This is a genomic window from Paenibacillus sp. NPDC058367, assembly GCF_042723305.1.
Lineage (GTDB): Bacteria > Bacillota > Bacilli > Paenibacillales > Paenibacillaceae > Paenibacillus_AQ.
Map to the genome: position 1 here is coordinate 159,771 of NZ_JBHXIZ010000007.1, position 23,045 is coordinate 182,815.

The 23,045-nt window shown below is 42.3% G+C and carries 21 protein-coding genes and 1 pseudogene; 2 read left to right on the plus strand and 20 right to left on the minus strand.

The window, feature by feature from the left end:
* Nucleotides 1-18 precede the first annotated feature (18 nt).
* From ACFWMP_RS27605 to ACFWMP_RS27620, 5 genes and pseudogenes are all read right to left on the minus strand, one after another.
* Nucleotides 19-4,851 carry an amino acid adenylation domain-containing protein gene (locus ACFWMP_RS27605; RefSeq protein ID WP_483874829.1) on the minus strand — a complete coding sequence of 1,611 codons (4,833 nt, stop codon included), beginning with the start codon at nt 4,849-4,851 and terminating at the stop codon, nt 19-21.
* Nucleotides 4,828-7,089 (minus strand): annotated as a pseudogene (locus ACFWMP_RS31510) (non-ribosomal peptide synthetase); the annotation flags it as partial. The gene ACFWMP_RS27605 and the pseudogene ACFWMP_RS31510, both read right to left, overlap by 24 nt.
* A gap of 17 nt (nt 7,090-7,106) precedes the next feature.
* A complete protein-coding gene (locus ACFWMP_RS27610; protein WP_379425429.1) occupies nt 7,107-7,850 on the minus strand; it encodes a thioesterase II family protein in 744 nt (247 codons plus the stop codon).
* Nucleotides 7,850-8,545, minus strand: coding sequence for a 4'-phosphopantetheinyl transferase family protein (locus ACFWMP_RS27615; protein ID WP_052404435.1), 696 nt, complete (start codon nt 8,543-8,545; stop codon nt 7,850-7,852). The genes ACFWMP_RS27610 and ACFWMP_RS27615 overlap by 1 nt, the downstream gene beginning before the upstream one ends.
* Before the next feature lie 245 nt (nt 8,546-8,790).
* Nucleotides 8,791-9,264, minus strand: a complete 474-nt coding sequence (locus ACFWMP_RS27620; RefSeq protein WP_042192000.1) for a CcdC protein domain-containing protein — start codon at nt 9,262-9,264, stop codon at nt 8,791-8,793.
* 291 nt (nt 9,265-9,555) lie between these two features.
* Between ACFWMP_RS27620 and ACFWMP_RS27625 the strand changes: the two genes are divergently transcribed.
* Entirely contained in the window at nt 9,556-9,726 is a 171-nt protein-coding gene (locus ACFWMP_RS27625) for a hypothetical protein (protein ID WP_156113190.1), read from the plus strand.
* A gap of 63 nt (nt 9,727-9,789) precedes the next feature.
* Here ACFWMP_RS27625 and ACFWMP_RS27630 read toward each other — a convergent pair whose 3' ends face one another.
* From ACFWMP_RS27630 to ACFWMP_RS27700, 15 genes are all read right to left on the minus strand, one after another.
* Entirely contained in the window at nt 9,790-10,407 is a 618-nt protein-coding gene (locus ACFWMP_RS27630) for a dihydrofolate reductase family protein (protein ID WP_339243566.1), read from the minus strand.
* A gap of 33 nt (nt 10,408-10,440) precedes the next feature.
* A complete protein-coding gene (locus tag ACFWMP_RS27635) occupies nt 10,441-11,439 on the minus strand; it encodes a globin-coupled sensor protein (RefSeq protein ID WP_042192005.1) in 999 nt (332 codons plus the stop codon).
* A 238-nt stretch (nt 11,440-11,677) separates the two neighbouring features.
* Nucleotides 11,678-12,301 (minus strand): NAD(P)/FAD-dependent oxidoreductase, encoded by a 624-nt coding sequence (locus tag ACFWMP_RS27640; RefSeq protein WP_042192007.1) that lies wholly within the window; start codon nt 12,299-12,301, stop codon nt 11,678-11,680.
* A 32-nt stretch (nt 12,302-12,333) separates the two neighbouring features.
* Nucleotides 12,334-14,766 carry a heavy metal translocating P-type ATPase gene (locus ACFWMP_RS27645; protein WP_042192009.1) on the minus strand — a complete coding sequence of 811 codons (2,433 nt, stop codon included), beginning with the start codon at nt 14,764-14,766 and terminating at the stop codon, nt 12,334-12,336.
* Between the two features lie 205 nt (nt 14,767-14,971).
* On the minus strand, nt 14,972-15,301 hold the full coding sequence (locus ACFWMP_RS27650) for a four-helix bundle copper-binding protein (RefSeq protein ID WP_042192011.1): 330 nt from the start codon (nt 15,299-15,301) through the stop codon (nt 14,972-14,974).
* 104 nt (nt 15,302-15,405) lie between these two features.
* Nucleotides 15,406-15,642: a glutaredoxin family protein gene (locus ACFWMP_RS27655; protein WP_042192013.1), complete on the minus strand. Its 237-nt coding sequence runs from the start codon at nt 15,640-15,642 to the stop codon at nt 15,406-15,408.
* 108 nt (nt 15,643-15,750) lie between these two features.
* A complete protein-coding gene (locus ACFWMP_RS27660) occupies nt 15,751-16,071 on the minus strand; it encodes a metal-sensitive transcriptional regulator (RefSeq protein ID WP_042131123.1) in 321 nt (106 codons plus the stop codon).
* Between the two features lie 73 nt (nt 16,072-16,144).
* Nucleotides 16,145-17,155, minus strand: a complete 1,011-nt coding sequence (locus tag ACFWMP_RS27665; protein ID WP_339243570.1) for a cation diffusion facilitator family transporter — start codon at nt 17,153-17,155, stop codon at nt 16,145-16,147.
* A 238-nt stretch (nt 17,156-17,393) separates the two neighbouring features.
* Nucleotides 17,394-18,110, minus strand: a complete 717-nt coding sequence (deoD, locus tag ACFWMP_RS27670; protein ID WP_149644832.1) for a purine-nucleoside phosphorylase — start codon at nt 18,108-18,110, stop codon at nt 17,394-17,396.
* 114 nt (nt 18,111-18,224) lie between these two features.
* On the minus strand, nt 18,225-18,356 hold the full coding sequence (locus ACFWMP_RS27675) for a hypothetical protein (RefSeq protein ID WP_339243571.1): 132 nt from the start codon (nt 18,354-18,356) through the stop codon (nt 18,225-18,227).
* Nucleotides 18,357-18,371: 15 nt separating this feature from the next.
* Entirely contained in the window at nt 18,372-18,548 is a 177-nt protein-coding gene (locus tag ACFWMP_RS27680; protein ID WP_379425513.1) for a methyl-accepting chemotaxis protein, read from the minus strand.
* A 30-nt stretch (nt 18,549-18,578) separates the two neighbouring features.
* Nucleotides 18,579-18,821, minus strand: a complete 243-nt coding sequence (locus tag ACFWMP_RS27685) for a hypothetical protein (RefSeq protein ID WP_379425435.1) — start codon at nt 18,819-18,821, stop codon at nt 18,579-18,581.
* A gap of 199 nt (nt 18,822-19,020) precedes the next feature.
* Nucleotides 19,021-20,550 (minus strand): alkyl hydroperoxide reductase subunit F, encoded by a 1,530-nt coding sequence (ahpF, locus tag ACFWMP_RS27690; RefSeq protein WP_042192017.1) that lies wholly within the window; start codon nt 20,548-20,550, stop codon nt 19,021-19,023.
* 14 nt (nt 20,551-20,564) lie between these two features.
* The gene (gene ahpC, locus ACFWMP_RS27695) at nt 20,565-21,128 is read right to left on the minus strand and encodes an alkyl hydroperoxide reductase subunit C (protein WP_042192019.1); all 564 of its coding nucleotides are present in this window, start codon (nt 21,126-21,128) and stop codon (nt 20,565-20,567) included.
* Nucleotides 21,129-21,357: 229 nt separating this feature from the next.
* A complete protein-coding gene (locus ACFWMP_RS27700; protein WP_379425515.1) occupies nt 21,358-22,236 on the minus strand; it encodes an aminoglycoside phosphotransferase family protein in 879 nt (292 codons plus the stop codon).
* 170 nt (nt 22,237-22,406) lie between these two features.
* On the opposite strand from ACFWMP_RS27700, the gene ACFWMP_RS27705 reads away from it, so the two are divergent.
* Entirely contained in the window at nt 22,407-23,000 is a 594-nt protein-coding gene (locus ACFWMP_RS27705; RefSeq protein ID WP_379425439.1) for a YdeI/OmpD-associated family protein, read from the plus strand.
* Nucleotides 23,001-23,045: the final 45 nt, after the last annotated feature.

Consider the following 23,045-nt stretch of genomic DNA (forward strand, 5'->3'; position numbering starts at 1 on the left):
ACCCCTAAACATTCGTTTTTAATTGCCGATGGATTCAAAGATCTCGCCAAGCAGTTCAAAATCAATTTGACCAGATGAGCAATCACTCGGCGTCAATTCCCCTTCTCTCCGGTTCTGACAATGCTCAATGATTGCCAGTAAGCTACGTCTGTAGGCCTCAGCGAATGCATGTATTGCAGCTGGTTCTAAGGTTTCCCTATTATAGTGACAGACCATTTCAAGGCAGCCGCCGCTGATTACACCTTCCAAGGCTATCGCATGATTATGGTTAAATTCCGGGTGCACTTCCTGTCCTCTATAGAGATTCGATACACTGAATAACTCATTTTCGTTATCCATTTGCCCCATAAAGTTAAAGCTAATTACTGGCGGCGATATCTCACCAAGTCCTTGTCTATGCTCTGTGCTCAAGTATTTCAATACACCGTATCCGATACCATTATGTGGCACGGCCCTCAGCGTTTCTTTAGTTCGTCTGATGGAGTCTCCAATGTCATCGGGATCGATAAGCTCCAGCAGCAATGGATACACAGAGGTAAACCATCCTACTGTTCTAGTCACATCCGTATCAACAAACAATTCTTCGCGTCCATGACTTTCTATTGTAATTTTGATGGCCCGGCGTCCAATCCAATCTTTAACCGCTAAGCTCACTGCACACAGCAGTAAATCGTTAATTTCCGTGTTATAACTGAGATGGGTATCCTTCAGCAACGCCTCCGTCTGTTCACGGGTAAATAGCAAGGTAACACTGCTGGATTGGTTAACCAAATGGGTGGAGGTTAGACCAGGATACAGCGGTTCTTCTTCCCAGGAGGTGATTCTATTCCAGAAATCAAGCTCCTTAAGCAGCTCTTTGCTTTGAGTGTACTGATTCATTTGTTCCGCCCAATAGAAGAATGAATCAGTCGATTCTGGAAGCTGAATTTTCGTATCATGCTCTGCCGTTATTAACTGAGTATAGATATTTCTGAAATCCTCAAGAAGGATTCTCCATGACACCCCATCTACTATAAGGTGATGAATAGCAATTAGAAGGTAATCACCCTCAGTTCTTCTGAATAACCCTAGCTTTACAAGTGGCCCATGTTCTATATTTAATCCCGCTTGAAGCGTATCCGCCTCTTCGCTCATCCTCTGTTCGGGATGTTCTTCTTCTCGTATGTCATACACATTTACTGAAAATCCACCTTCGATGATAGAATCTTGGATTATAGCCTCAAACTCAAACTGCCTTTCTGTGGTTCTTCTGAATTTGGTTCGCAGACCCTCATGTACACTGGACAGAAGATCAAAACTCCGTTCAACGCATTCAGGGCTAAAGCCTTCTTGATGGAAGAGAAGCACGGATTGGTTGAAATGATGACGTACCCTTTCTGGATTCTGAAACAGCCAGTTCTGGATTGGTGTTAGCACAGCCGACTCCAGTTTCACCTTATCTCCTCCCCGCACAGATTTGGTCCTCACGAACGGTGCGATTCGGCGAATCGTATTTTGCTGAAGAATGTGCTTCACATCCAGTTGCAAGCCATATTTGTGTAAACGAGAGGCCACCTGAATGGCTTTGATCGAATCTCCACCCAAGCTATAGAAGTGATCTTCTATCCCCGCAGTCTCACCGAGTACATCTTTCCATACTTCGACAAGAATCCGTTCCATGGTATTCGTAGGTGGTAACTTAATCATATTCGTAGCTTTTTCCGTCACCTTTTGTGCAAGCTGCTTTTTGTCTATTTTCCCGTTAGGAGTAAGCGGTAAGCTCTCCAATAAGACAAGCTGTGCAGGAACCATATATTCAGGCAATTGTTCTCTTAACTGCTCCCTGATCGATTCTTCAACGACACCAGGGTGAACTGGGATACAATATCCATATAATTCGTTGCCCCCGTTATTTCCCTTCTTACTGATCACCACAGCTTCTCTAATCTCAGGGTTAAGCAGCAGCTTCGCCTCAATCTCACCAAGCTCAATCCGATAGCCACGAACTTTGATTTGATCGTCTAACCGCCCTTTATATTCAACATTGCCATCTGTCAGCCAACGGCCCCGATCTCCGGTTAGATACATTTTTCTACCGGGATGAAAAGGATCGTCCACAAACTTCTGGTTAGTTAACATTTCATTATGCAAATAACCTCTAGCGATTCCTGTACCCGCGATAGCAATTTCACCTTCCACGCCTACCGGCTGTAATCTGAAATAAGGATCTATGATGTAAATGGAGGTATTATCAATGGGCTTACCGATAGGGATCTTCCCGCTGCTCTCCTCTACCTGAAAGCTAGTGGCTACAACCGTATGCTCTGTTGGACCGTAATTGTTAACTAGTTTATAACGTTGCGGAATAAACGACTTCAGAGTATCTCCTCCAGTTAGTAGTAAGCGTAGGGATTGATTCTGAAGCGACATAAAAGGCTCGCAGATCGGCGTAGGCAGGAAACTAACCGTAATTCCATTTAAATTCATATATTCATTTAATCGATGGACATCTTTGCGAAGATTCTCCTGAACGAGGTGAAGCTCGGCTCCGCATAAAAGGGAGGGGAAGATCTCCCATGCCGCTGCATCGAATCCAAATCCGGCAAACTGAGTCGTCCGGTCCTGCTCATTTAGTGCAAAAGCCCGGTGATGCCAATGACATAATTGGACCAGTGAGCGATGCTCTATCATAACCCCTTTAGGCATCCCTGTAGACCCGGAGGTATAGATGATATAAGCCAGATCATCCGGTCCGCTCAAGGATTCCAAATCCTCGGCTCCGTAATCCAGACACCATTCCATATGATCTATATCCAGCATTTCTATAGCATAATCATCTGGAGCTGGGAATTGGCTTTGTGTCAACAGGATCTCTGCACCACTATTGTGAAGCATATAAGAAATGCGCTCCGCTGGATAATCAGGATCAATAGGAAGATAAGCTGCTCCACTCTTCAGAATGGCTAGGATTGCTGCAATCATATGCACTGATGGACGGGACATCACAGCGGCAATGCTGTCTTTTCCCAGACCTTTGCTTATTAGTGCCCTTGCCAAGCGATTGGATTGTTCATTTAGCTCTCGGTATGTCAAACGTTCCGTGCCGCAGATCACAGCGGTCTGCTCCGGGGTTTTCCCCGATTGGCACATAAACCATTCATAAGCTGTTATTTCTTCAGGAAACGCTACGGATTCAGTATTGAAGATGCTCAGAAGCTGCTCCCTCTCCGGTATAGTAATCATCTCGAACTCTGAAATAGAGTCATCCAGTCTGGTCACCAGCTGTTCCAATAGCTGTAAGTAATGCTCGTTCATTCGCTCCACCGTCTCTTGTTTGAACGCGGAGGTGAGGTACTCCCATTTCAAAGAGAGCTCTTTGCCTTGCTCCGTTACGATCAGAGCTAACTTAAACCGGGATACAGGGTCTTGGAATGGATAAGAAATGCCTTGGGACCTTCCAAGACGCAAGTCTGGCAGTTCCAGATTCTCCATCGAAAACAAAATATCAAATAATGGATTCCGTTCATGGCTGCGAGAGAACTCTAGCTGCCCAACCAGCTTCTCAAAGGGATACAAGCTATGTTCAGAAGCCGCCAGTACCTGTTGCTTGACTGCTTCCAGAAGTTCTCTTCCCGTTTGTGTACCGTATTGGCGTAGCCGTAAGGGTAAGGTATTCACAAACATTCCTACAACGGATGACATCTCCGAATGACTTCTTCCGTTGTTTACCGTACCGACGATCATGTCCTCTTGACCGCTGTATCTGGATAATAAGAGCTGAAAGGCCCCTAACATTACCATATAGGGTGTTGTTCCGCTGCGGCCTGCCGCTTCCTTCACCTTGTCAGCTAATTTTCGGGTTAAGGGTAGTGTCAAATGGTCTCCTGCGGTTTGGGAATAAGGTCTTTCTGAGTAATCGATGGGCAATTGCAGAATCGGCAGCTCCCCTTCGAATAATTTCAGCCAATACTGTTCTGCTCTTCTGCCGTCCTCCATACACCGCTGTTTCTCTAACCAGTTTGAGCAATCCTTATACTGTATTCTTGCAGGAGTCGCGACCAACTCTCCATTGTATATAGCATTAAGCTGTCTCAGTAGAAGTCCGGTGGATATCCCGTCGCAGACTGAATGATGAATATCCATTAATAGAAGCCCGCGTGAGGGTCCAAGCTCCTTCCATAAAGCCCGAAATAATGGAGCATGGTGCAGATCAAAAGGAGCGATAAAAGCTTGTATCGTCTCCTCGGCAGATTGTTGAGTGTCAGCGATCTTAAGACTCAATACTGCTTGTTCATGCACATTCTGCCGAAGACCGTCTTCCTCCAGGCTAAAAGAGGTGCGGAGCGACTCATGGCAGCGGATCAGCTCATTTAAAGCCATCTCGAGTCTGCTTAAATCCAGCTCTCCATGGATCTCAATAGCCATTGGCAAGTTGTAAGGAGTACTCTCTGGGTGAGCCTGTGAGAGTGTATAAATCCTCTGCTGCGCTGAAGAAGCAGGATAAGAGGCTTGCTCAGCTACCTTATCCATCGATGTGGATATCGTCTTGTCGCTCTGCTCGATAAAAGACGCCAAAGAACGAATGTTCTTTAAGCGGAGCAGGTCAGCCAAGGTGATGCGAATCTCATAATGCTCTAGAATAGCGCTTATGATCTCCGCAGCCTTCAACGAATGGCCACCTAATAGGAGAAAATCATCCTGTACGCCTATCCGATCTGTTCTAAGCACCTGCTGCCATAATAGTGTTAACTCAAATTCTAGTGGTTTTGATGGAGCTATATATAGGTTATTATCATTTATTTCAGTTGTTATAAGAATAAGCCTCTTCCGATCAATCTTCCCACTAGCATTTAAGGGGAATGACGTATCCACTTGGATGAACTGCTGGGGGAGCATATAATCTGGAAGCTTACTCAGTACATATTGTTGTAATTCAGAGGTAGAAATTTTACTTTCGAGTACTAAGTATGCAGCAAGATATTTCTGACCCACTTCGTTATTCTTATCGAGGACGGCTGCATTCTTAACAGCTGGATGTTGCAGCAGCACAGTTTCAATCTCCTCGGTCTCAATCCGGATACCTCTAATCTTCACCTGATGATCAATGCGTCCGATATATTCTACATTTCCGTCAGGAAGCCATTTGGCAAGGTCACCTGTCTTATAAATCCACTCGCCAGATTGAAAAGGATGTGGAACCAATTTTTCTCTGGTGACTTCCGGCAAATTCAAGTAACCGCGAGTTAATCCAATGCCTCCTATACACAGCTCCCCTGCAATGCCAATAGGCTGTGGATTCTGATCAGGATCGATAATATAGAGTTGGAAATTAGCGATCGGTTTTCCGATAGGAACCGCTTTGAGCTTGCTTGCCGCAAGCTCTTTCGGCTTCTTCCAATAGGTTGCACAGATAGATGATTCGGTGGGTCCATAGCCATTTATATATTGAACTTGCTCCCCCCACTGTTCCAATAAAGCAGGTGTAGAAGCCGAGCCAACTACAAAAAGATGTCTTAACGTATGTATGCGTTCAGGATGCAGGGATGCTGCATAAGCAGGTGGAAGTGTTGCAGTATTTACTTCATAATCATTTAAATATCGTTCAAATTGAATGAAATTATAGATGATGTCCCGGGGTGGGATATAAAGTGTTCCTCCCGACGTCAGTGCCTGCAACCATTCCCAAATAGATGCGTCAAACGATACATTAGCGAACTGTACTACACGTTTGGGCACATCCAGAGGGAACTCAGAGGCATACATCGTTGCCAGATTAACCAACCCTCGGTGTTCAATCATTACACCTTTGGGTTTACCGGTTGTTCCCGAAGTGAAAATAATATAAGCCAAATCCTCAAGCTTTCCCACATGCTCCGGCTTCTTGCTGCTGATGTTCTCCCATGATATCGTTACAAGCTCCAATCCTTTGTCGGTACGAATCATTTGTTTACCAGTATCGAAGTATACACAGCTCTTCAGGTCAGTCACTGCTGCCTGCTGCTCACACATTAATGCATGTTTTTGACAGGACAGTAGAGTTTCAATCCCTGAACTCTCGATGATATCAGTGATTCGATCTTGAGGTAAGCCAACGTGAATCGGTACAAAAGCACCTCCGCTCTTAAGGACCGCTAGGGAAGCAATTATGTGCTCAGAACTACTCTCCATCAATAAGCCAATCCGGGTCACCCGTCCCGTCTGCTTCTCACTTGCCAGAAAATTCGCCCATCGGTTCGCTTGTTCATCTAGATCACGATAAGAAATTTGACCGCCTTCGTGAACAATTGCCGGATGTTCTGCTGCAAGTTTGACCTGCTCTTCAAACAGCTCATGAATCGATTGTTGTACTGGAAGAAGGGTGTCCGTTGCATTGAAGTCGATCAGAATGCGGCGTTTTTCTAAGGTGGAGAGCATTTCAATAGAAGCAATAGGGGTAAATGGCTGCCGGATGGCATTAGTCGCCATTCTGCTTAGATGACGGGACAGGCTGCGGATAGAAGCGCTGCGGAGGGCTGTCTTGCTATAAATCAAGCGCAGCGATAGATCATTATCACCTACAACGATATTCAGCGCCAGATCATAAGGAGTGAATGTACATAATGTCCTGCTCTCATAGATTGCAGAATGACCTATAGCATAGCTGTTCGACCGTGTTTCTCTTATCCATTCTGCAGTCCGCTCCATAAAAGCTTCAGCAGCATACCGCGGATTCTCCCTCGCATGATTCTCAGTTTGTTCCCAGGCTTCTATAAAAGATTGTCCCGAATCTACCGCGCATGGGATCGGCTGTATCTCATGATGACCGGTGGAGCATTCGTAATTAATAAGGAAATTCTTCTCGCCAGTATACCGATATAACACCATCGCATACAGGGTCATTATCCCTGAATATATCGAAAATCCGTGTGTATGTGCCAACTTACGGAAAGCGGTAAATGTTCGACTTGAAAATGTGAAATCCACATAGCCCAGAGAATCCTCATTCTTAACTGCTTGGCTGTTTAGTGGACTTCCCCATGAGAGATCTAGCTTCATATTCTCATCCTCATACCGTTCAAGCCATACCGGATCAGAGGATTTGGACAATTGATTAATGGGTGTTGTCGACATTGAAATTGAAACCTCCTTTATTTCCCAGGTATAGCAACCCGGAAGATCCTCTCCAAATATAAGGCGATATAAATTTTCATAATGACGTCATCCAACGATTCGTTAATAAAGAAATGATTACCCGGAAAAATACTGGTGCGGCACTGTCCCGTAGTCGTCTCCCCCCAGGATTGAAGGTCTTCAAGTGTAACCTGGACATCCCTTTTTCCTCCGAATGCACTGATGTTGGCTGAAAATTTGGGTCGGTCTAATCTAGGTTGATACGTCTCGACTAATTTAAAATCGGCTCGTAGAATCGGGAGAAATAACTCGCGAAGCTCTGTATGCTCCAACGCCTGTCTAGTGGTCCCCCCGTAGTTGAGCACTTCCTGTACAAACTCCTCATCAGATAGCATATGAAAGTTATGATTAGGCGAGGGGATAAAAGGAGATCTTCTACCTGAGAAAAAAATATGCTCCGGCCCCGGCAGCCCCTTCTCTTGCAGCTTGTGACATAATTCAAACGCGATCAGACTGCCCATACTATGCCCAAATATCGCATAGGGCTCATACAACTCAGAGCTGATACTCTGATACATATCTTCAACGGCTTCTTCCATATTTTCATAAAAAGGAAGATTCGACTTGCGACCTCTTCCGGCTAGTTCCAGCGGAATAAAATCCATATCATTCTTATCCGGTATCCGCTTCTTCCAGCGTTCATAAGTGACTGCAGAACCGCCCGCGTATGGAATACAGAACACTTTTATATGATTCATCATTACGCCAACTCCAACTTAGGATAGTAAAAATCATTTAAACTCCACAACTTCAACTGCCCTGGTATGCTCTTGGGATGGCAGCAAACAGCACATTGATAACCAGTTATGTCATTAAAGGTCTCAAAAGCCCAATCTTCCAGTAAATGATTCTGTATGTAACATTTGAACCTGCTTTCTTCCTGACTTTTTTGAATAGAAAAGGATTGTAAAGGGATCGACATCCCCTTCCCCAAAGCCTTGATATAGCTCTCCTTCAAGGTCCATAGCTCGTAGAAGCGATTAGGATATTCATGCGAATCTGCTGCCAGATAAACTTTCTCTTCTTCCGTGAAGCATAGATCTCCAATAGCGGGAGGTAAGGAATGACATTGTTCAATATCCGTTCCGATCGGCTGCTCGTCGAGAGCACATGTGACCCAATCACCGGAGTGACTAATGTTAAAATGAATGTTCAGTCCGCTAACCTCTGGCTTACCATAAGGGTTTTCCTGGAACTGGATGCGTCTAACCGGCTGTCCAATTCTGTCGGCAATCACTGTTTTGGCAAGGAAAATACCTGCAAGCGAACGCTCCGCATCTTCCCTTCTATAGAAGCTAGAAATCCGTTTGCGCATACCAGCATCAGTTGAAAGCAAAAGATGTAGATATTGCTGTTCCGGAATGCCACCTTCTATGTGTAAAGCGTGCAATTCCATATCACTCACATCCTTTTCTGAAAATCATCCTATAGCCGAGTTTGTTTCTTTCTTAAGTCAATCTTACAACAGCCTATCAGACCTTTCACCGAAAACCACCCCTGGTTTAACCACAAACCTTTTGCGCTTTTACGAGCCAAGTACCGCAATTATGTTGGTTCATAAATTGTCCAGTTGCGTGGTCCAGTTGCCCATAAGAAAAGACCCGCATTCTACCCGCGGATCCTTTGTTAAAACAAGTATCGTTATTCCATCGAAACGTCTGATTTAATCATCTTTTTAAACTTCAGATAACTGGCTAGTCTCCATGGAATGATGTAGGACGACGCGACGATAAACAGCAGCACAGCCATATTTTGCGGTTCAATCTGGAGAAGATAACTTCTGAGAATAACACGCAAGATCAAGATCCCTACGAAAAAGTAGAGAAAACCTATGTTCCTCTTGGTGTAAATTCGGCCATCCCTTTTCTCATAAGCCGTTGTAATAATCAGCGGAACCGAGAAAGCTAATCCTACAAGTATAGCCAGCAGTGTTTCATTCTGTTGAAGATGTACCTGACCGTTTAGCAGCAGCAGTAGGCCAGGGCTTAAGAATAGAATCGGCAGCATAATCCTAAACGCTCTTTTTCCCATAGGCCTATGTTCCGACATTAGTCTTCTCAGCACAATAATTGCAGCGACACCCAGCATAATGCTTAACATAAAGTTACTATTCATTTTGCAAAGCTCCTTCCACGTAATATGCATCACTGGAATAAAGTGTATCTTATTATTTATAGCTTTACACCGAAAATCATTGTGGTAAAAACCGCAAATTTCAAGCTTGTGACCAGCAAAAAAAGGGATGCCCCAGCATCCCTAGAGGAAGGGGTCTAAGCGGTAGAAGCACCGAAAGCAGCCATTGGCATCTGCCAACGTTCTAATGCAATCGAAGCCCCCCCTGTCAAGGTCTGGCATAAAATTCAAACTACCTTCTCATACTATGGGGAGAATATGGAGGTGAATGTCATGCCAAAAAATAACGCCAGTCCCAAAGGTGAACCAGGCAAACATCAACCAAGTAAGAAAAACAATGCACAGAATAACAATAACTTTAATGAAGCGGCTCAGATGGTAAACATCGATAAAGCTGCCGATTATGTTCCCAGCTTAAACGGTGTTTCCAAAACCGACGTCTAAACCGCACTGTTAAACAAAAAAACACTCCTCAGAATATTCTGAAGGAGTGTTTCATTTCAAAGATTATATGCGATACGTTAAGCCTACTACACCGTTACTGTAAGCTTTTGAGTCCACAAGATGAAGTGGGACTTGATTCGTGATCTCGTCAAAAAGACGCATGCCAGAGCCAACGACTACGGGGCAGATATTAAGCCTAAGCTCATCTAACAATCCATTTTGTAATAGGGATCTGACTAATTTCGGACTACCAGGGATCTGAATGTTCTTTCCAGGCTGTTGCTTTAGCTTCATTATTTCCTCGAAGAGCTTGCCCTTGATCAGGCTCGCAGGTTGCCATTCGAGCATGTCCTCCGTAATCGTACTGGAGACCAGATATTTGTCAGAATGGTTCAGGAATCTTGCCATGGGTAGATCGTCACTCTGATGCTGCCAGAACTGGGCTAACATCTTGTAAGTACGTGTTCCAAGCAATACAGTATCCGCCTGTGCAACACCCGCAGCAATCGTCTCATTCATTTCATTACTCCCCCACTTCTTAGGTGAGGCTTCAAGCGAGTTTACCACTCCATCCAGCGACATAAATAAACCTGCCACAATCTTTCTAGATGAATTTTCTGCATCTTGTTCATGATGATCTACAGGCACACTCATCGCTCCTTGTACCAGAAATGAATACATAACATTCGATCCGCAATATGAGGACATGCTTGATTATTTCAAGTTTTCTAACTCGACGGTCACTTTTTCAATCAGATTCACGAAGGAGGCCAGTTCTTGAGAGCCCTTCACCTGATCTCTAGAATACATGGAATTGTGTTCCGATTCTTTTTTCACCTTGGACAGTGTGGAGTTGATATTATTCAGCTTCTCATCAATCGTTCCGATTGAATCTTTAGAGCGACGAGCTAACTTGCGTACTTCATTCGCGACGACTTCAAAGCCTCTACCGTACTCCCCTGCTCTTGCCGCTTCAATGGCTGCGTTTAAGCCCAAAAGATGCGTATGATCAGCAACCTCCCTAATCATTGTACCCACTTGATGAATAGACTCTACCTCTTTGTCAAGATATAACACAGTTTGATGTGTTTTCTCTTGATAATCAGCATTCTTACTAGCTAATTCCTCGATGGATTCACTGCTATCTTTCAGTTGAACCATTAAGGATACTAATTCTTGAACCGCAGAACTAACACCTGTAAGCAAGTGGTTTTGCTTTTCTAATAAATTTTCTATTTTTGCTTTTTCATCGACTTCGTAGGCTTCCAGAACCAACTGTGAATCCAGATTAAACATCTTGGTTAATGCATGAATGACGGGTTTCCAATCAGTCGGTAATATCCGTTCAAAATAAGCTGTAGCGAGATCCAAATATAATATGTAAGTGCCCAAATACCAATTTGTTGTCAGACCAATACGCGAGTGAATTTTACCTATAAGCAGTCGTCTTTCAATAAATGCTTCATCAATCACACCCGATGCCATGGATAAAAAATACCACTGCTGCGTTTCCTTCAATCGATCAAGCGTACTGTGCTGTTCAATGATGTGGAGTAGCTCAGGTTCCTCTATCATCTGCTTATACAATTCATCTACAAGGGAGCTTACGATTTGCTTGAATTCTTTCTCCTTACTTTTCAATACATTTAAATCAGCCTCAGTAATCCCAATATAGCTAACTTGCTGTTGTCGCTCTGAACTAAGATTGATCATAATTTGGTCAACTTCCCTCTCATTCTGTTTATATAATGATCATCGCATCTTCCATGCCATCCCCTATGGCATCTATTTATCTTGATAATAAAGGTATTATTTTTATAAATTTTAACACTTTATTTACTTAAATAGTTTATTAATTTTACAAACTTTGCATTTCGTAGCATTATTCTTAGATCACACTAAAAAGAGGAGCTCCTATAAAGGAAGCCCCTCTTAAAATTAAAACCTTATCCTACACAGCAACAACTTGTTGCAGCAATTCTATCGTCACCCGGTCAATGAACTTTCTGAATTTCTCTTTCCCTTTGGCGTTGGCCTTATAGTAGTTAATCAATGACAGAATCACTGGAATAAGTTGATCTTCACTTAGCCCTGATCTAAGGGATTGAGCGATTGAAGTCTTAAGCCCTTTTGGTTCTCCACCCACAAAAATCTCATAGGTATTACGCATTTTCACAACGCTAATGTCTTTCAACAGAGGCTCGCTGGTTCCGAGTGCACAGCCCGCATAACCAATCTTCAGTGGCATAGGTGTTTCAATCCCTGCGATGGACTGATTTAATTTCTGTGCAACTGCCAGACCTGCTTCCTCAGCCCCTTTACAAAAATTACAAGCAATCAGGCTTTTCGTGACAAAACCCGCTGAATATACTTCTAATCCTATACGCTCAAGTTGCTCCACAATCACTTCACGTTGTTCAAGAGGCACCTCCAAATAAAGCTGTTTAAAAGATGTCATTTCAATTTTTGCATTCGTTCCTAGAATTGCTCCTATTGTAGCAAGCTGCTCTGGTGTAAACAGGCTTCCCCCCACTTGAATTGGAGGTGCAACTGCGATTTTTGTGATCTCTCCCATATCCTTATCTCCGTCCTCATTCCTCTAGTGATTTAGTTACGGATCTTCACACGTTGCAGACGAAGTGCATTAAGAACAACGGAAACCGAACTGAGAGCCATTGCCGCACCCGCTACCCACGGAGCCAAGAAACCAAGTGCTGCAATCGGAATGCCAAGTGAGTTGTAGCCAAGTGCCCAGAATAGATTTTGTTTAATATTAGTCATAGTTTTACGACTCATGTAGATAGCGTCGGGAATACTGGATAGATCGCCTCGCATTAAAGTAACATCCGCAGCTTCCATAGCCACGTCCGTACCGGTACCAATGGCCATCCCAATATCTGCAGTTGCGAGAGCTGGAGCATCATTAATACCATCACCAACCATGGCTACTATCTTGCCTTGCGCTTGTAATTTTTTCACTTCCTCCGCTTTTCCTTCTGGAAGCACTTCAGCGCGTACATGGTCAATGCCAACTTGAGCTGCAATCGCCTTTGCCGTACGTTCGTTATCTCCGGTAATCATGATGACCTGGATTCCCATTCCTTTCAAGCGACTGACAGCAGCCTGAGAGGTTTCTTTAATGGTGTCCGCAACAGCTACCATACCCACGTACCCTTTATTTATAGCCACAAGCATTGCTGTTTTACCGGATTCTTCTAAAGTAGACATGATGTTATAAGCATGACTTGCCTCTACACCGTATTTGTCCATGAGACGCCGAGTACCAATTAACAGCTCTTTGCCTTCCACGACAGCCTTGATTCCAAAACCCGGTATGGCTTCAAATGATTCTGTCCCTGGCAATTCAATATTTCTTTCCAAGATACCTGTGACAATAGCTTCTGCAAGTGGATGCTCTGAATTCTTCTCAGCTGCACCCACCAGTCTAAGAAATTCTGTCTCGTTGCCTTCAACCAAAATATCGGTAAGCTCAGGTTTGCCCTTTGTTACTGTACCTGTTTTGTCCAAGATAATCGTATCAATTTTATGTGTTTGCTCTAAATGCTCCCCGCCTTTGAACAGGATTCCCAGTTCAGCTGCACGTCCGGAACCAGCCATAATGGAGGTTGGCGTAGCCAGACCCAAAGCACAAGGGCAAGCGATAACCAGAATGGCGATTGCTTTTTCCAAAGCTCCTGCAAAATCACCCGGTGTTACGATAAAGTACCACACTAAGAATGCAATAACGGCAATCCCAACAACGATTGGAACGAAGATACCGGAGATGACATCAGCGACCCGTTGAATCGGAGCTTTCGAGCCTTGCGCTTCTTCTACCACTTTGATGATCTGCGCAAGAGCAGTTTCCTTACCTACTTTTGTTGCCTTAATTCGAAGCATGCCGTTTTTATTAATCGTCGCTCCAATGACGGAATCTCCGGCTTTCTTTTCAACAGGGAGGCTTTCTCCGGTCAGCATGGATTCATCTACCGAAGAGATCCCTTCCAGAACTTCACCATCCACAGGTACTTTATTCCCTGGACGAACAAGTACTATATCACCAGTAATAACTTCCTCTACAGGAATGCTTAATTCTTCACCGTCGCGGACAACTAAAGCTGTCTTGGCCTGCAAGCCCATCAAGGATTTAATAGCTTCTGATGTCCGTCCTTTTGCCAAGGATTCGAACAATTTACCCATTAGAACCAGCGTAATCAATACTGCACTTGTTTCATAATACATTTCTGGTCCATGATGCGCGCTCCCACCATTGACAGCCCAAACGATTGTTAAGTACAGGCTGTAAAAAAACGCCGCCGAGGTCCCGAGTGAAACTAGAACATCCATGTTCGCACTGCCGTTACGTAGCGCTTTATAAGCACCGATGTAAAATTGTTTTCCGATATAAAATTGAACCGGCGTTGCCAAAATCAATTGGAACCATGGATTCATAAAAAGATCAGGCAGCCATATCCACGAAGTGAAGGAAAAGTGGCTCACCATCGCCCACAGCAGTGGAAACGATAGAATCGCAGAGATCAGCAGCTTACGCTTTTGCTTGGATAAATCTTGTTGTCGCTGTTCCGCTGGGTCACCTTGCTCTTGTTTGGGAACAGCCTTGTATCCAAGCTTCTCCACCCGCTTCTGCATGTCAGATACAGAAACTTCAACGGGATTATATTCGACATGTGCTGTTTCCATCGCAAAGTTCACACTGGCAGTGCTTACGCCAGGCAGCTTATTCAGAGTCTTCTCAATTTTCAATGCACAAGCAGCGCATGTCATACCTACAAGCTGTAAATCTACAGCTTCTTTAGCTGTGCTGTACCCAAGCTTCTGAATACTTGCTTCCATCTTACTAACGTCCACTATGTTCGGATCATAAGTCACTGTAGCCCTTTCCATTGCAAAGTTTACGTTGGCTTCACTTACACCTTCTAGTTTATTCAAGCCTTTTTCAATGCGGTTCGCACAAGCAGCACAAGTCATCCCTGTGATTTGTAATGAAGTTTGCGATTGTCCCGCCGCAGCAGTAGTCATTATATAAACACCTCTTCCACTTTTGTGATGATTTCCATTGTTTGCATCATCCTCTTCTTGATTTTAGTATACCCCCCTACCCTATATATGTCAAGCGACAAGCTATACTCTAAATACTTAAAAAGGAGTTTTCTCAGTAACAGAAATCCTGTTTCTGAGAAAACTCCTTCATGAATCCGTCCTCTCTGAAGAGAGTCCTACTGAGTTAAGCGGCCATTTCACGGCAGATTTTCGCACAGGCAAAACATGCTTCTGCACATTGCTGGCAATGATCATGGTCATGCTTTTTACATTCGTTGCCGCAGGCTTCACAAGCCTCTGCACAAGCTAAACATAAGGCCTTGGCATATTTACTGTTCATCGACAGGGCATGTGCAGTGAATCCGCATATTTCCGCACATTCACGATCCAGGCGAATGCATTCCTTCATCATTCCAACATGATCTTCCTCCAAGCAAGATGAGTAACAGTGATTACAAGCCACCATACATTTTAAACATTCTTCAATACACGCTTTGTAGTTTTGATGTGACATCATAAAAGCTCCTCTCAAGATGTAATTTAGTATAGTCCCCTACTCTATATATACCCAATCGTGAGCTAACTTATCATGCTCAGAGAAATTGTCCGAACTGAACATTAGACATGCAGCTGTTTCTCAATTTCTTGACGATTGAACACAAATCCGAAAAACACCTGATTGTTAATGAAAATGGTAGGAACCAATCTTTTTCCCGTTCGATTAAATAACGTATCTGCATGGTCAGGATGATCTGCAATATTAAATTCAGTAAATGGAATATGATGCTCATTCAAGAACTTTTTAAAATTTCTGCAATCCTCACAAGTCGGTGTTGTAAATACCTCTACGTTCATATGGGTCGTCCTCCTTCATTATATTTTCTAACAACATTAGTATACCCCCCTATACTATACATGAATTTAAATAAAAAAAGGATTCCAACGAATCCTTTCTATTATCAATTATTTGATTAATTTATTGATGGTAATTAATAACTCATCTAACACTTCATTTTCACCATCTTGAATTCGTTCTACGACACAGCTCTTCATATGATGTTCTAACAAAAGCTTTCCTACGCCGTTCAAAGCAGATTGGACCGAAGAGATTTGATGCAGCACATCATCACAATAGGTGTCCTTCTCAATTAATCCCTTTAGCCCTCTTACTTGTCCTTCAATTCTATTGAGTCGGCTAACCAGGTTCTTTTTAGTCTTCTCAGAGTGATGACTTTTTCGTTCACCCGTGCTACATGATTCGTGCTCGTGCGTATGATCTTCCATGCACCAATCACTCCTTTCCATATAGTTTTATTATACTATAGCCCCCCTAATCTATTCAAAATATAAAATATAATTAGACTTTCATCACTTCATGGGATATCACCGATGTCTCAATTTGAATAGTAGTATGCTGGATTTTGAAGCGTTCCGCTATTAACTGAATGGCTTGCTGCAAAATACGTTGATCATCTTCCTGATCTTTGATTAAGAGATGGCAGCTTAGTGAATCAAGACCCGAGGTAATTGTCCAAATATGAAGATCATGAACATTTATAACGCCCTCGATATTCTCAAGAACTGCCTTCACCTCAGATGGATTCACTGTAATCGGTGTACCTTCCATAAGAACATGAACGGTATGTTTGATGATTCCCCAAGCACCTCTAAGAATTAATAGAGCAACTAGTACGCTTATAATCGGGTCAGCAATATACCAGCCAAAAATCATCATAACTAAACCTGCAATAATAGCCCCTACCGAGCCTAAAGCATCGCCAAGCACATGAAGATAAGCGCTGCGAAGGTTAATGTTATTCTTTACATCTCCTTTTCTCATAAGAGACCAAGCACTAGCAACATTGGCTAAAAGACCTATACATGCGATCAGCATCATAGAACCACTTGCAACCGTAGGCGGCTCGAAGAATCGGCCATAAGCCTCCACGATGATAAACCCAGCAACTACAAATAAGGTGACCCCATTCAATAGTGCCGCTAGAATTTCAAACCGATGAAATCCATATGTTTTATTGGGAGATGCAGGTTTAGTTGCAAACCAGACCGCTACTAGGCTTAATGCTAAGGAGCTTGCATCGTTTAGCATATGCCCACTGTCCGATAGCAGCGCTAAGCTGTTAGTGACCAGTCCGCCAAAAAACTCCAAAAACATAATTCCTACTGTAATTATTAATGCAATCATTAGTCCTTTTTTGTTTCCGCTAGGATCAAAATGATGATGACCGTGAGGCCCATGGGAATGATCATGTCCTGCATGGGAGTGATTGTGATCGCTGTGATCGTGATCGGAGTGTTGCCCGTCTACATGCTCAATCTGATGATTGTGATTATTCTTCTTGTCCTCCATGATTTACCTCCTATTTACCTTTAGCAAGATAGTATTAGTATGCGCGCGCAGTGGTATTCAAAAGCTCCAGATCATAATAACATATGAACAAGTGCTCATATGTTATTATGATCTGGATTTTTCTTCTTGTCAATAACGAACCTAAGGGTATATCCTCTTTAGTCTTGAAAACACAAAAAAAACACCTCTATACAATTTCTGTATAAAGATGTTTTAGTTTATCTTCCACTTCTTAATCTTAAAGAGAAATCGCTGCTTCTAATGCAACTTCCATCATGCTGTTGAAAGAATTTTGTCTTTCTTCTGCCGTGGTTACTGCATGAGTAACTAACGAATCTGAAATAGTAAGAATACATGCTGCTTGTTTACCTAATACTTTCGCATTATGGAACAATGCATAGCTCTCCATTTCTACACATACACAGCCATGTTCATTGTAAAATTCATTGTGGCCTGGCACGTTATCTTCATGATAGAATACATCGCTTGAATGAATTCTTGCAGTCAAAAGTGGCTTGTTAATACGTTTAGCCGCTTCTTCAATGACTTCGTTCAATTCTTTACTTGGCAGCTGTACGTCTCCTTCTACACCACTTTGCACATAGGCGTATGTAGATTCACTCCACGCACTATCCGCCAGTACCACATCAAATAAATTCAATTTATCTGTGTAGGCACCTGCACTACCGATGCGAATGATGTTTTCCACACCATAATTTTTGTATAGTTCATAAGAATAAATACCGATACTTGGCATTCCCATTCCCGAACCCATTACTGACACTTCTTTACCTTTGTAAGTGCCTGTATATCCAAACATATTCCGTACCGTATTAAATTGGGTTGGGTTCTCCAAATAGGTTTCTGCGATATACTTCGCTCTTAACGGATCTCCTGGCATTAATACTGTTTTGGCGATTTCACCATTTTGTGCTGCATTGTGCGGCGTTGACATAATTTATTCCTCCTAAGTTTGTTACTCAACTACTATCTTACTATACCATTCATGAATTTAAATATACGTTTAAAATATTCTTTTGTTTCAACAAAAAAAGAACTGATTCTCTTGCTACAATTTATTCGCAAACTCGTTAAGCTTTTGGGACATTATTTTTATTTTCTCAATAAATACAGAAGTATGCTGAACAGATCCAGCCTGTTCTTGTCCGATAGCCGCTATCTTCTCTATCGAATTAGCCATTTGGTTCGTAATCCCCTAAATCTGTAACATGGTTTCATTTATGTTTTGAGTTGAAGAAACGGTTTCCCGTGAAAATTTCCGAATTTCCTTAGCTACGACTTCAAAACCTCTTCCCTTCTCACCTGCATGAGCCGCTTCTATGGCTGCATTCAGCCCGAGTAAATTCGTTTGGTCAGCAAGCTTTTTAATAATCGATAGGACCTCTTAGTATTCTCCACATCTCTACCAGCTTATTGGGATTGAATAAGTAGCCTTTAATTCACTTTGTCTACGAATCTGAACTGCAATCTCGCCAATGACCTGACCGTTTTGATCGTGAAGAGGTGTCGCTGTACCCGTAAACTCAAATCCATAGAAGTTGGCCGGAACATCGGACTTTAATGCTTGATTCTCTCGTATAGCTATGTAAAGCGGTTCTTCTTTGTTTAAAAGCTGTCCTTCGGTAATGTTTAAATTATCCAGCAAAAGGTTTTTCCAACCGTGCTAAATTCTCAATTTTGCTTAATCATATTTGAAATATGTATTCGAGAAATTCTCATGAAATCCTCCAAAAAAGTTTACAAATCCCCTTTTTTCTCTCACAACATACGGATAGCATACAAAAAAGCCCCCACCTTGTAAAAAGTGAGGGCTTTGGGTTACTTGTTTTTATTAACAGTATCGATTAGTTGCGGATCAGATAATCAAATGCACCTAAAGCTGCAGTTGCACCGGATCCCATCGAAATGATGATTTGTTTATAAGCACTATTAGTGCAATCGCCAGCAGCAAATACTCCTGGTACATTTGTGGCACCATGGCTATCTACAACGATCTCGCCAACGCGAGTACGTTCAACCATGTCACCTAACCAATCTGTGTTCGGAACCAAACCGATCTGTACAAACACACCCTGTAATTCAATATGGTGAGTTTCTTCTGTCGCACGGTCGATATAAGAAATACCATCTACCTTATCAGTTCCGGTAATTTCTTTCGTTTGCACGTTCTTAAGCACAGTAACGTTAGGTAGGCTGTAGAGACGATCTTGCAGTACAGCATCTGCTTTGAGCTCTGGAGCAAATTCCAGAACCGTTACATGCTTCACTATACCCGCTAGATCAATTGCTGCCTCAATCCCTGAATTACCGCCGCCGACAACGGCAACATCTTTGCCTGCAAACAAAGGACCATCACAGTGTGGGCAGTAGGCTACGCCTTTATTCTTGAATTCAGCTTCACCAGGCACACCCATATTGCGCCAACGAGCACCTGTCGACAGAATGACCGTCTTACTCTTTAGAACAGCACCGTTCTCGAGTTCAACTTCAATTAAATCATTCTTATCTAAACGTGTGGCACGTTGTAACTTCATCACATCAATGCCATACTCTTTCACTTGCTCTTCGAGTTTAGCCACAAGCTGAGGACCTTCAATGTAATTTACACTGATAAAATTCTCAATGCCGAGTGTGTCGTTAACCTGTCCGCCTAAGCGTTCAGCGACAATCCCTGTGCGAATTCCTTTACGCGCTGCGTAAATTGCTGCACTTGCACCTGCTGGGCCACCGCCAACAACAAGTACATCATATGGAGCTTTATTGTCAAACTCTGATGCGTCTACAGTACTACCCATTTTAGCTAGAATTTCTTCAACCGTCATACGACCACTTTCGAAAAATTCACCGTTAAGGTAAACGCTTGGAACAGACATAATTTCTTTGCGTTCTACCTCTTCTTTGAACACTCCGCCGTCAATCATCGTATGGGTAATCCCAGGATTGAAGATACTCATTAGGTTCAGTGCTTGTACAACATCAGGGCAATTGTGACAGCTTAGGCTGACATAAGTTTCAAACTTATATTCGCCATTAATGCTTTTGATCTGGTCAATAACACTTTGCTCAACCTTAGGCGCTCTTCCGCTAACTTGCAATAGAGCCAACACTAATGAAGTAAACTCATGTCCTAGCGGAGTTCCCGCAAAGGTTACGCCCGTATCTTCACCCACACGATTTACGCTAAAGCTTGGGGTTCTAGGCAGTTCGGTTTTTTCTACCGTTATCCTAGCTGACATCTTGGCAATTTCATCAACCAGCGCTTCCATCTCTTGAGATGCTTCGTCAGAGCCCGCACTGATTTTCAGTACTACGTCGCCTTCCAAGAGTTCTAGGTATTGAGCTAGTTGAGCTTTTATTTCTTGATCTAATTTCATTTAGCTTTCGCTCCTTAAATCTTACCTACAAGATCGAGACTTGGTTTAAGAGTTTCTGCACCTTCGGACCATTTCGCTGGGCAAACTTCACCTGGATGATTGCGTACATATTGTGCGGCTTTGATTTTGTTAACAAGTGCACTAGCATCGCGACCAATACCACCAGCATTAATTTCAACGGTTTGGATAATACCGTCTGGATCAATGATGAATGTACCACGATCAGCAAGACCGTCAGCTTCGATCAGAACATCAAAGTTACGGGAAATCACATGAGAAGGATCGCCGATCATAATGTATTTTACCTTGCCAATAGCTGCAGAGCTTTCATGCCATGCTTTATGTGTAAAGTGAGTATCTGTGGAAACGGAATATACTTCAACACCCAGTTGTTTCAGGGTTTCATATTGGTTTTGCAGATCTTCAAGTTCAGTTGGGCATACGAATGTAAAGTCAGCTGGGTAGAAGCAAACTACACTCCATTTACCTTTAAAGTTTTCTTCTGATACATCGATGAATTTCCCATCTTGAAATGCGCTTGCTTTGAATGGTAGGACTTCTGTTCCGATAAGTGACATATTATTTAAATCTCCTTTAAGTTTTATTTTTTGTGGATACAATATTCAAATCTGCAAACATCACATATCTGAATACTATTTGTAATTATTATAATTAACCAAATTAAGGCCTGTCAAGTTATTTATAATAATTCTAATATGATAATCGTTGTCAGTCGCTAAATGTTCATAAATTATCATACTTATGAACTAGTATGGGTTAGTTTACATGTTTTATGTAGGGCAATTTCTACAATTCAAAGTCATCTGCTATTAGATTGATAATATTCAAAGATTCTCTCGCTACCTTTGGGTTAGAATATCGATTTCCATTATATGTGATTAACGCTTTCCATAAAGCCCATCCTCTTGCTCTATTCCAAGTCTCCTCATCCATCTGTAATATATCCTTGAATACCTTTCTACTATCCTCATCAAAAAAGGTCCATGCCATTGCCGCATCACAAGCAGGATCGCCTACACCCAAGATTCCGAAATCAATGACTGCACACAGTTTTCCATCTTTGACTAGTAAATTCCCTGGCGCAATATCTCCATGAACCCAAACCGGCTTGGAATTCCATTTAGAATCTAATGCTAATTCCCAGATTTCTCTCAATAGATCTTCATTAAAAATATCTTTATTATGCTCAACCGCATGTCTAGACTCTTCATCATATACAGCTAAAGATCCACCTCTATAGAAATTATGTTCTCCTGCTAAAGGCCCCCCACTAGCATCAATAGATTGTAATTCTATTAAAAATGCTCCCAAATCTCTTGCAAACTGGTTAAGATCATTAATATTTTGGTACGTTAATGTCTCACCCTCTACCCACTTATTGATAGACCACGGCAATGGATATTCTTCGTTAGGCTTCCCTTTGGCTAATGGTATTTGAATAGGTAACGTGAGTTCTTTACTTAATATGGGCAACCATCGTTGCTCTTTCTCTACTTGTGGAGCATAAGCTGCTGCACTTGGCAATCTCACGCTCATATGCTCACCTAAATGAAACGTTCGATTATCATTCCCGCTGAATTTTACTGGTCTAATCTCTAAATCGGACCACGCGGGAAATTGTTCATTAATTAATCTTGCAACTAAATCTACGGTAATTGTATTCATAAATACCTCGCTAACATAAGTTTTACTAGCCATTTCCATAAGAGACATCTAATATTATGTTAGCTTTACTAGTGTCTGTATGCAAACTATGCAATTAGATCAGCCACAAAAGGGACAAGCTAAGCAAGTTGAAATCTTAATATGATTACGAGGAAGAAGGGTGTTCCTTAATGACTAATAGTAAAACGAATCCTAAGGTGGACGGATTTCTAAGGAAAGCAAAACAGTGGCAGGAAGAATACGAGACGTTGAGAAATATCGTTCTTGACTGTGAGTTGACCGAAGACTTTAAATGGATGCATCCTTGTTACACGTTTGAGAACAAAAACATAGTCTTAATCCATGGATTTAAAGAATATATTGCACTGCTATTTCATAAAGGTGTCTTATTAAAGGATACCCATGGAATTCTGATTCAACAAACGGAGAATGTACAAGCTGCACGCCAGATCCGGTTCACCAATGTTCAAGAAATCCTTGAAAAAGAAAGCATCATAAAAGACTATATTTATGATGCCATCGAAGTTGAAAAAGCTGGTTTAGAAGTAGAATTTAAAAAGAATACAGATTTCATCATTCCTGATGAATTTCAAAATAAACTTGATGAAATACCTGCCTTGAAAAATGCTTTTGAAGCCTTAACGCCCGGGCGGCAAAGAGCATACCTTCATCATTTTAATGAGCCCAAGCAATCCAAAACTCGAGTATCTAGGGTTGAAAAGTGGATGCCGCAAATTCTGGATGGAAAAGGATTAAATGATTAAGTTGTATATGAAGAAGCAACCTTAGATCGGTGAATAATCCGAACT

Excerpts from the sequence above, each read along its gene's own strand:
- ahpF (WP_042192017.1), bottom strand. The coding sequence starts at position 20,550 with ATGAAATTAGATCAAGAAATAAAAGCTCAACTAGCTCAATACCTAGAA.
- deoD (WP_149644832.1), bottom strand. The coding sequence starts at position 18,110 with ATGTCAACGCCGCACAATGCAGCACAAAATGGTGAAATCGCCAAAACA.
- ACFWMP_RS27650 (WP_042192011.1), bottom strand. The coding sequence starts at position 15,301 with ATGTCACATCAAAACTACAAAGCGTGTATTGAAGAATGTTTAAAATGT.
- ACFWMP_RS27700 (WP_379425515.1), bottom strand. The coding sequence starts at position 22,236 with ATGAATACAATTACCGTAGATTTAGTTGCAAGATTAATTAATGAACAA.
- ahpC (WP_042192019.1), bottom strand. The coding sequence starts at position 21,128 with ATGTCACTTATCGGAACAGAAGTCCTACCATTCAAAGCAAGCGCATTT.
- ACFWMP_RS27625 (WP_156113190.1), top strand. The coding sequence starts at position 9,556 with ATGCCAAAAAATAACGCCAGTCCCAAAGGTGAACCAGGCAAACATCAA.
- ACFWMP_RS27615 (WP_052404435.1), bottom strand. The coding sequence starts at position 8,545 with ATGGAATTGCACGCTTTACACATAGAAGGTGGCATTCCGGAACAGCAA.
- ACFWMP_RS27665 (WP_339243570.1), bottom strand. The coding sequence starts at position 17,155 with ATGGAGGACAAGAAGAATAATCACAATCATCAGATTGAGCATGTAGAC.
- ACFWMP_RS27655 (WP_042192013.1), bottom strand. The coding sequence starts at position 15,642 with ATGAACGTAGAGGTATTTACAACACCGACTTGTGAGGATTGCAGAAAT.
- ACFWMP_RS27610 (WP_379425429.1), bottom strand. The coding sequence starts at position 7,850 with ATGATGAATCATATAAAAGTGTTCTGTATTCCATACGCGGGCGGTTCT.
- ACFWMP_RS27660 (WP_042131123.1), bottom strand. The coding sequence starts at position 16,071 with ATGGAAGATCATACGCACGAGCACGAATCATGTAGCACGGGTGAACGA.
- ACFWMP_RS27675 (WP_339243571.1), bottom strand. The coding sequence starts at position 18,356 with ATGGCTAATTCGATAGAGAAGATAGCGGCTATCGGACAAGAACAGGCT.
- ACFWMP_RS27635 (WP_042192005.1), bottom strand. The coding sequence starts at position 11,439 with ATGATCAATCTTAGTTCAGAGCGACAACAGCAAGTTAGCTATATTGGG.
- ACFWMP_RS27645 (WP_042192009.1), bottom strand. The coding sequence starts at position 14,766 with ATGACTACTGCTGCGGCGGGACAATCGCAAACTTCATTACAAATCACA.
- ACFWMP_RS27620 (WP_042192000.1), bottom strand. The coding sequence starts at position 9,264 with ATGAATAGTAACTTTATGTTAAGCATTATGCTGGGTGTCGCTGCAATT.
- ACFWMP_RS27630 (WP_339243566.1), bottom strand. The coding sequence starts at position 10,407 with ATGTATTCATTTCTGGTACAAGGAGCGATGAGTGTGCCTGTAGATCAT.
- ACFWMP_RS27705 (WP_379425439.1), top strand. The coding sequence starts at position 22,407 with ATGACTAATAGTAAAACGAATCCTAAGGTGGACGGATTTCTAAGGAAA.
- ACFWMP_RS27640 (WP_042192007.1), bottom strand. The coding sequence starts at position 12,301 with ATGGGAGAGATCACAAAAATCGCAGTTGCACCTCCAATTCAAGTGGGG.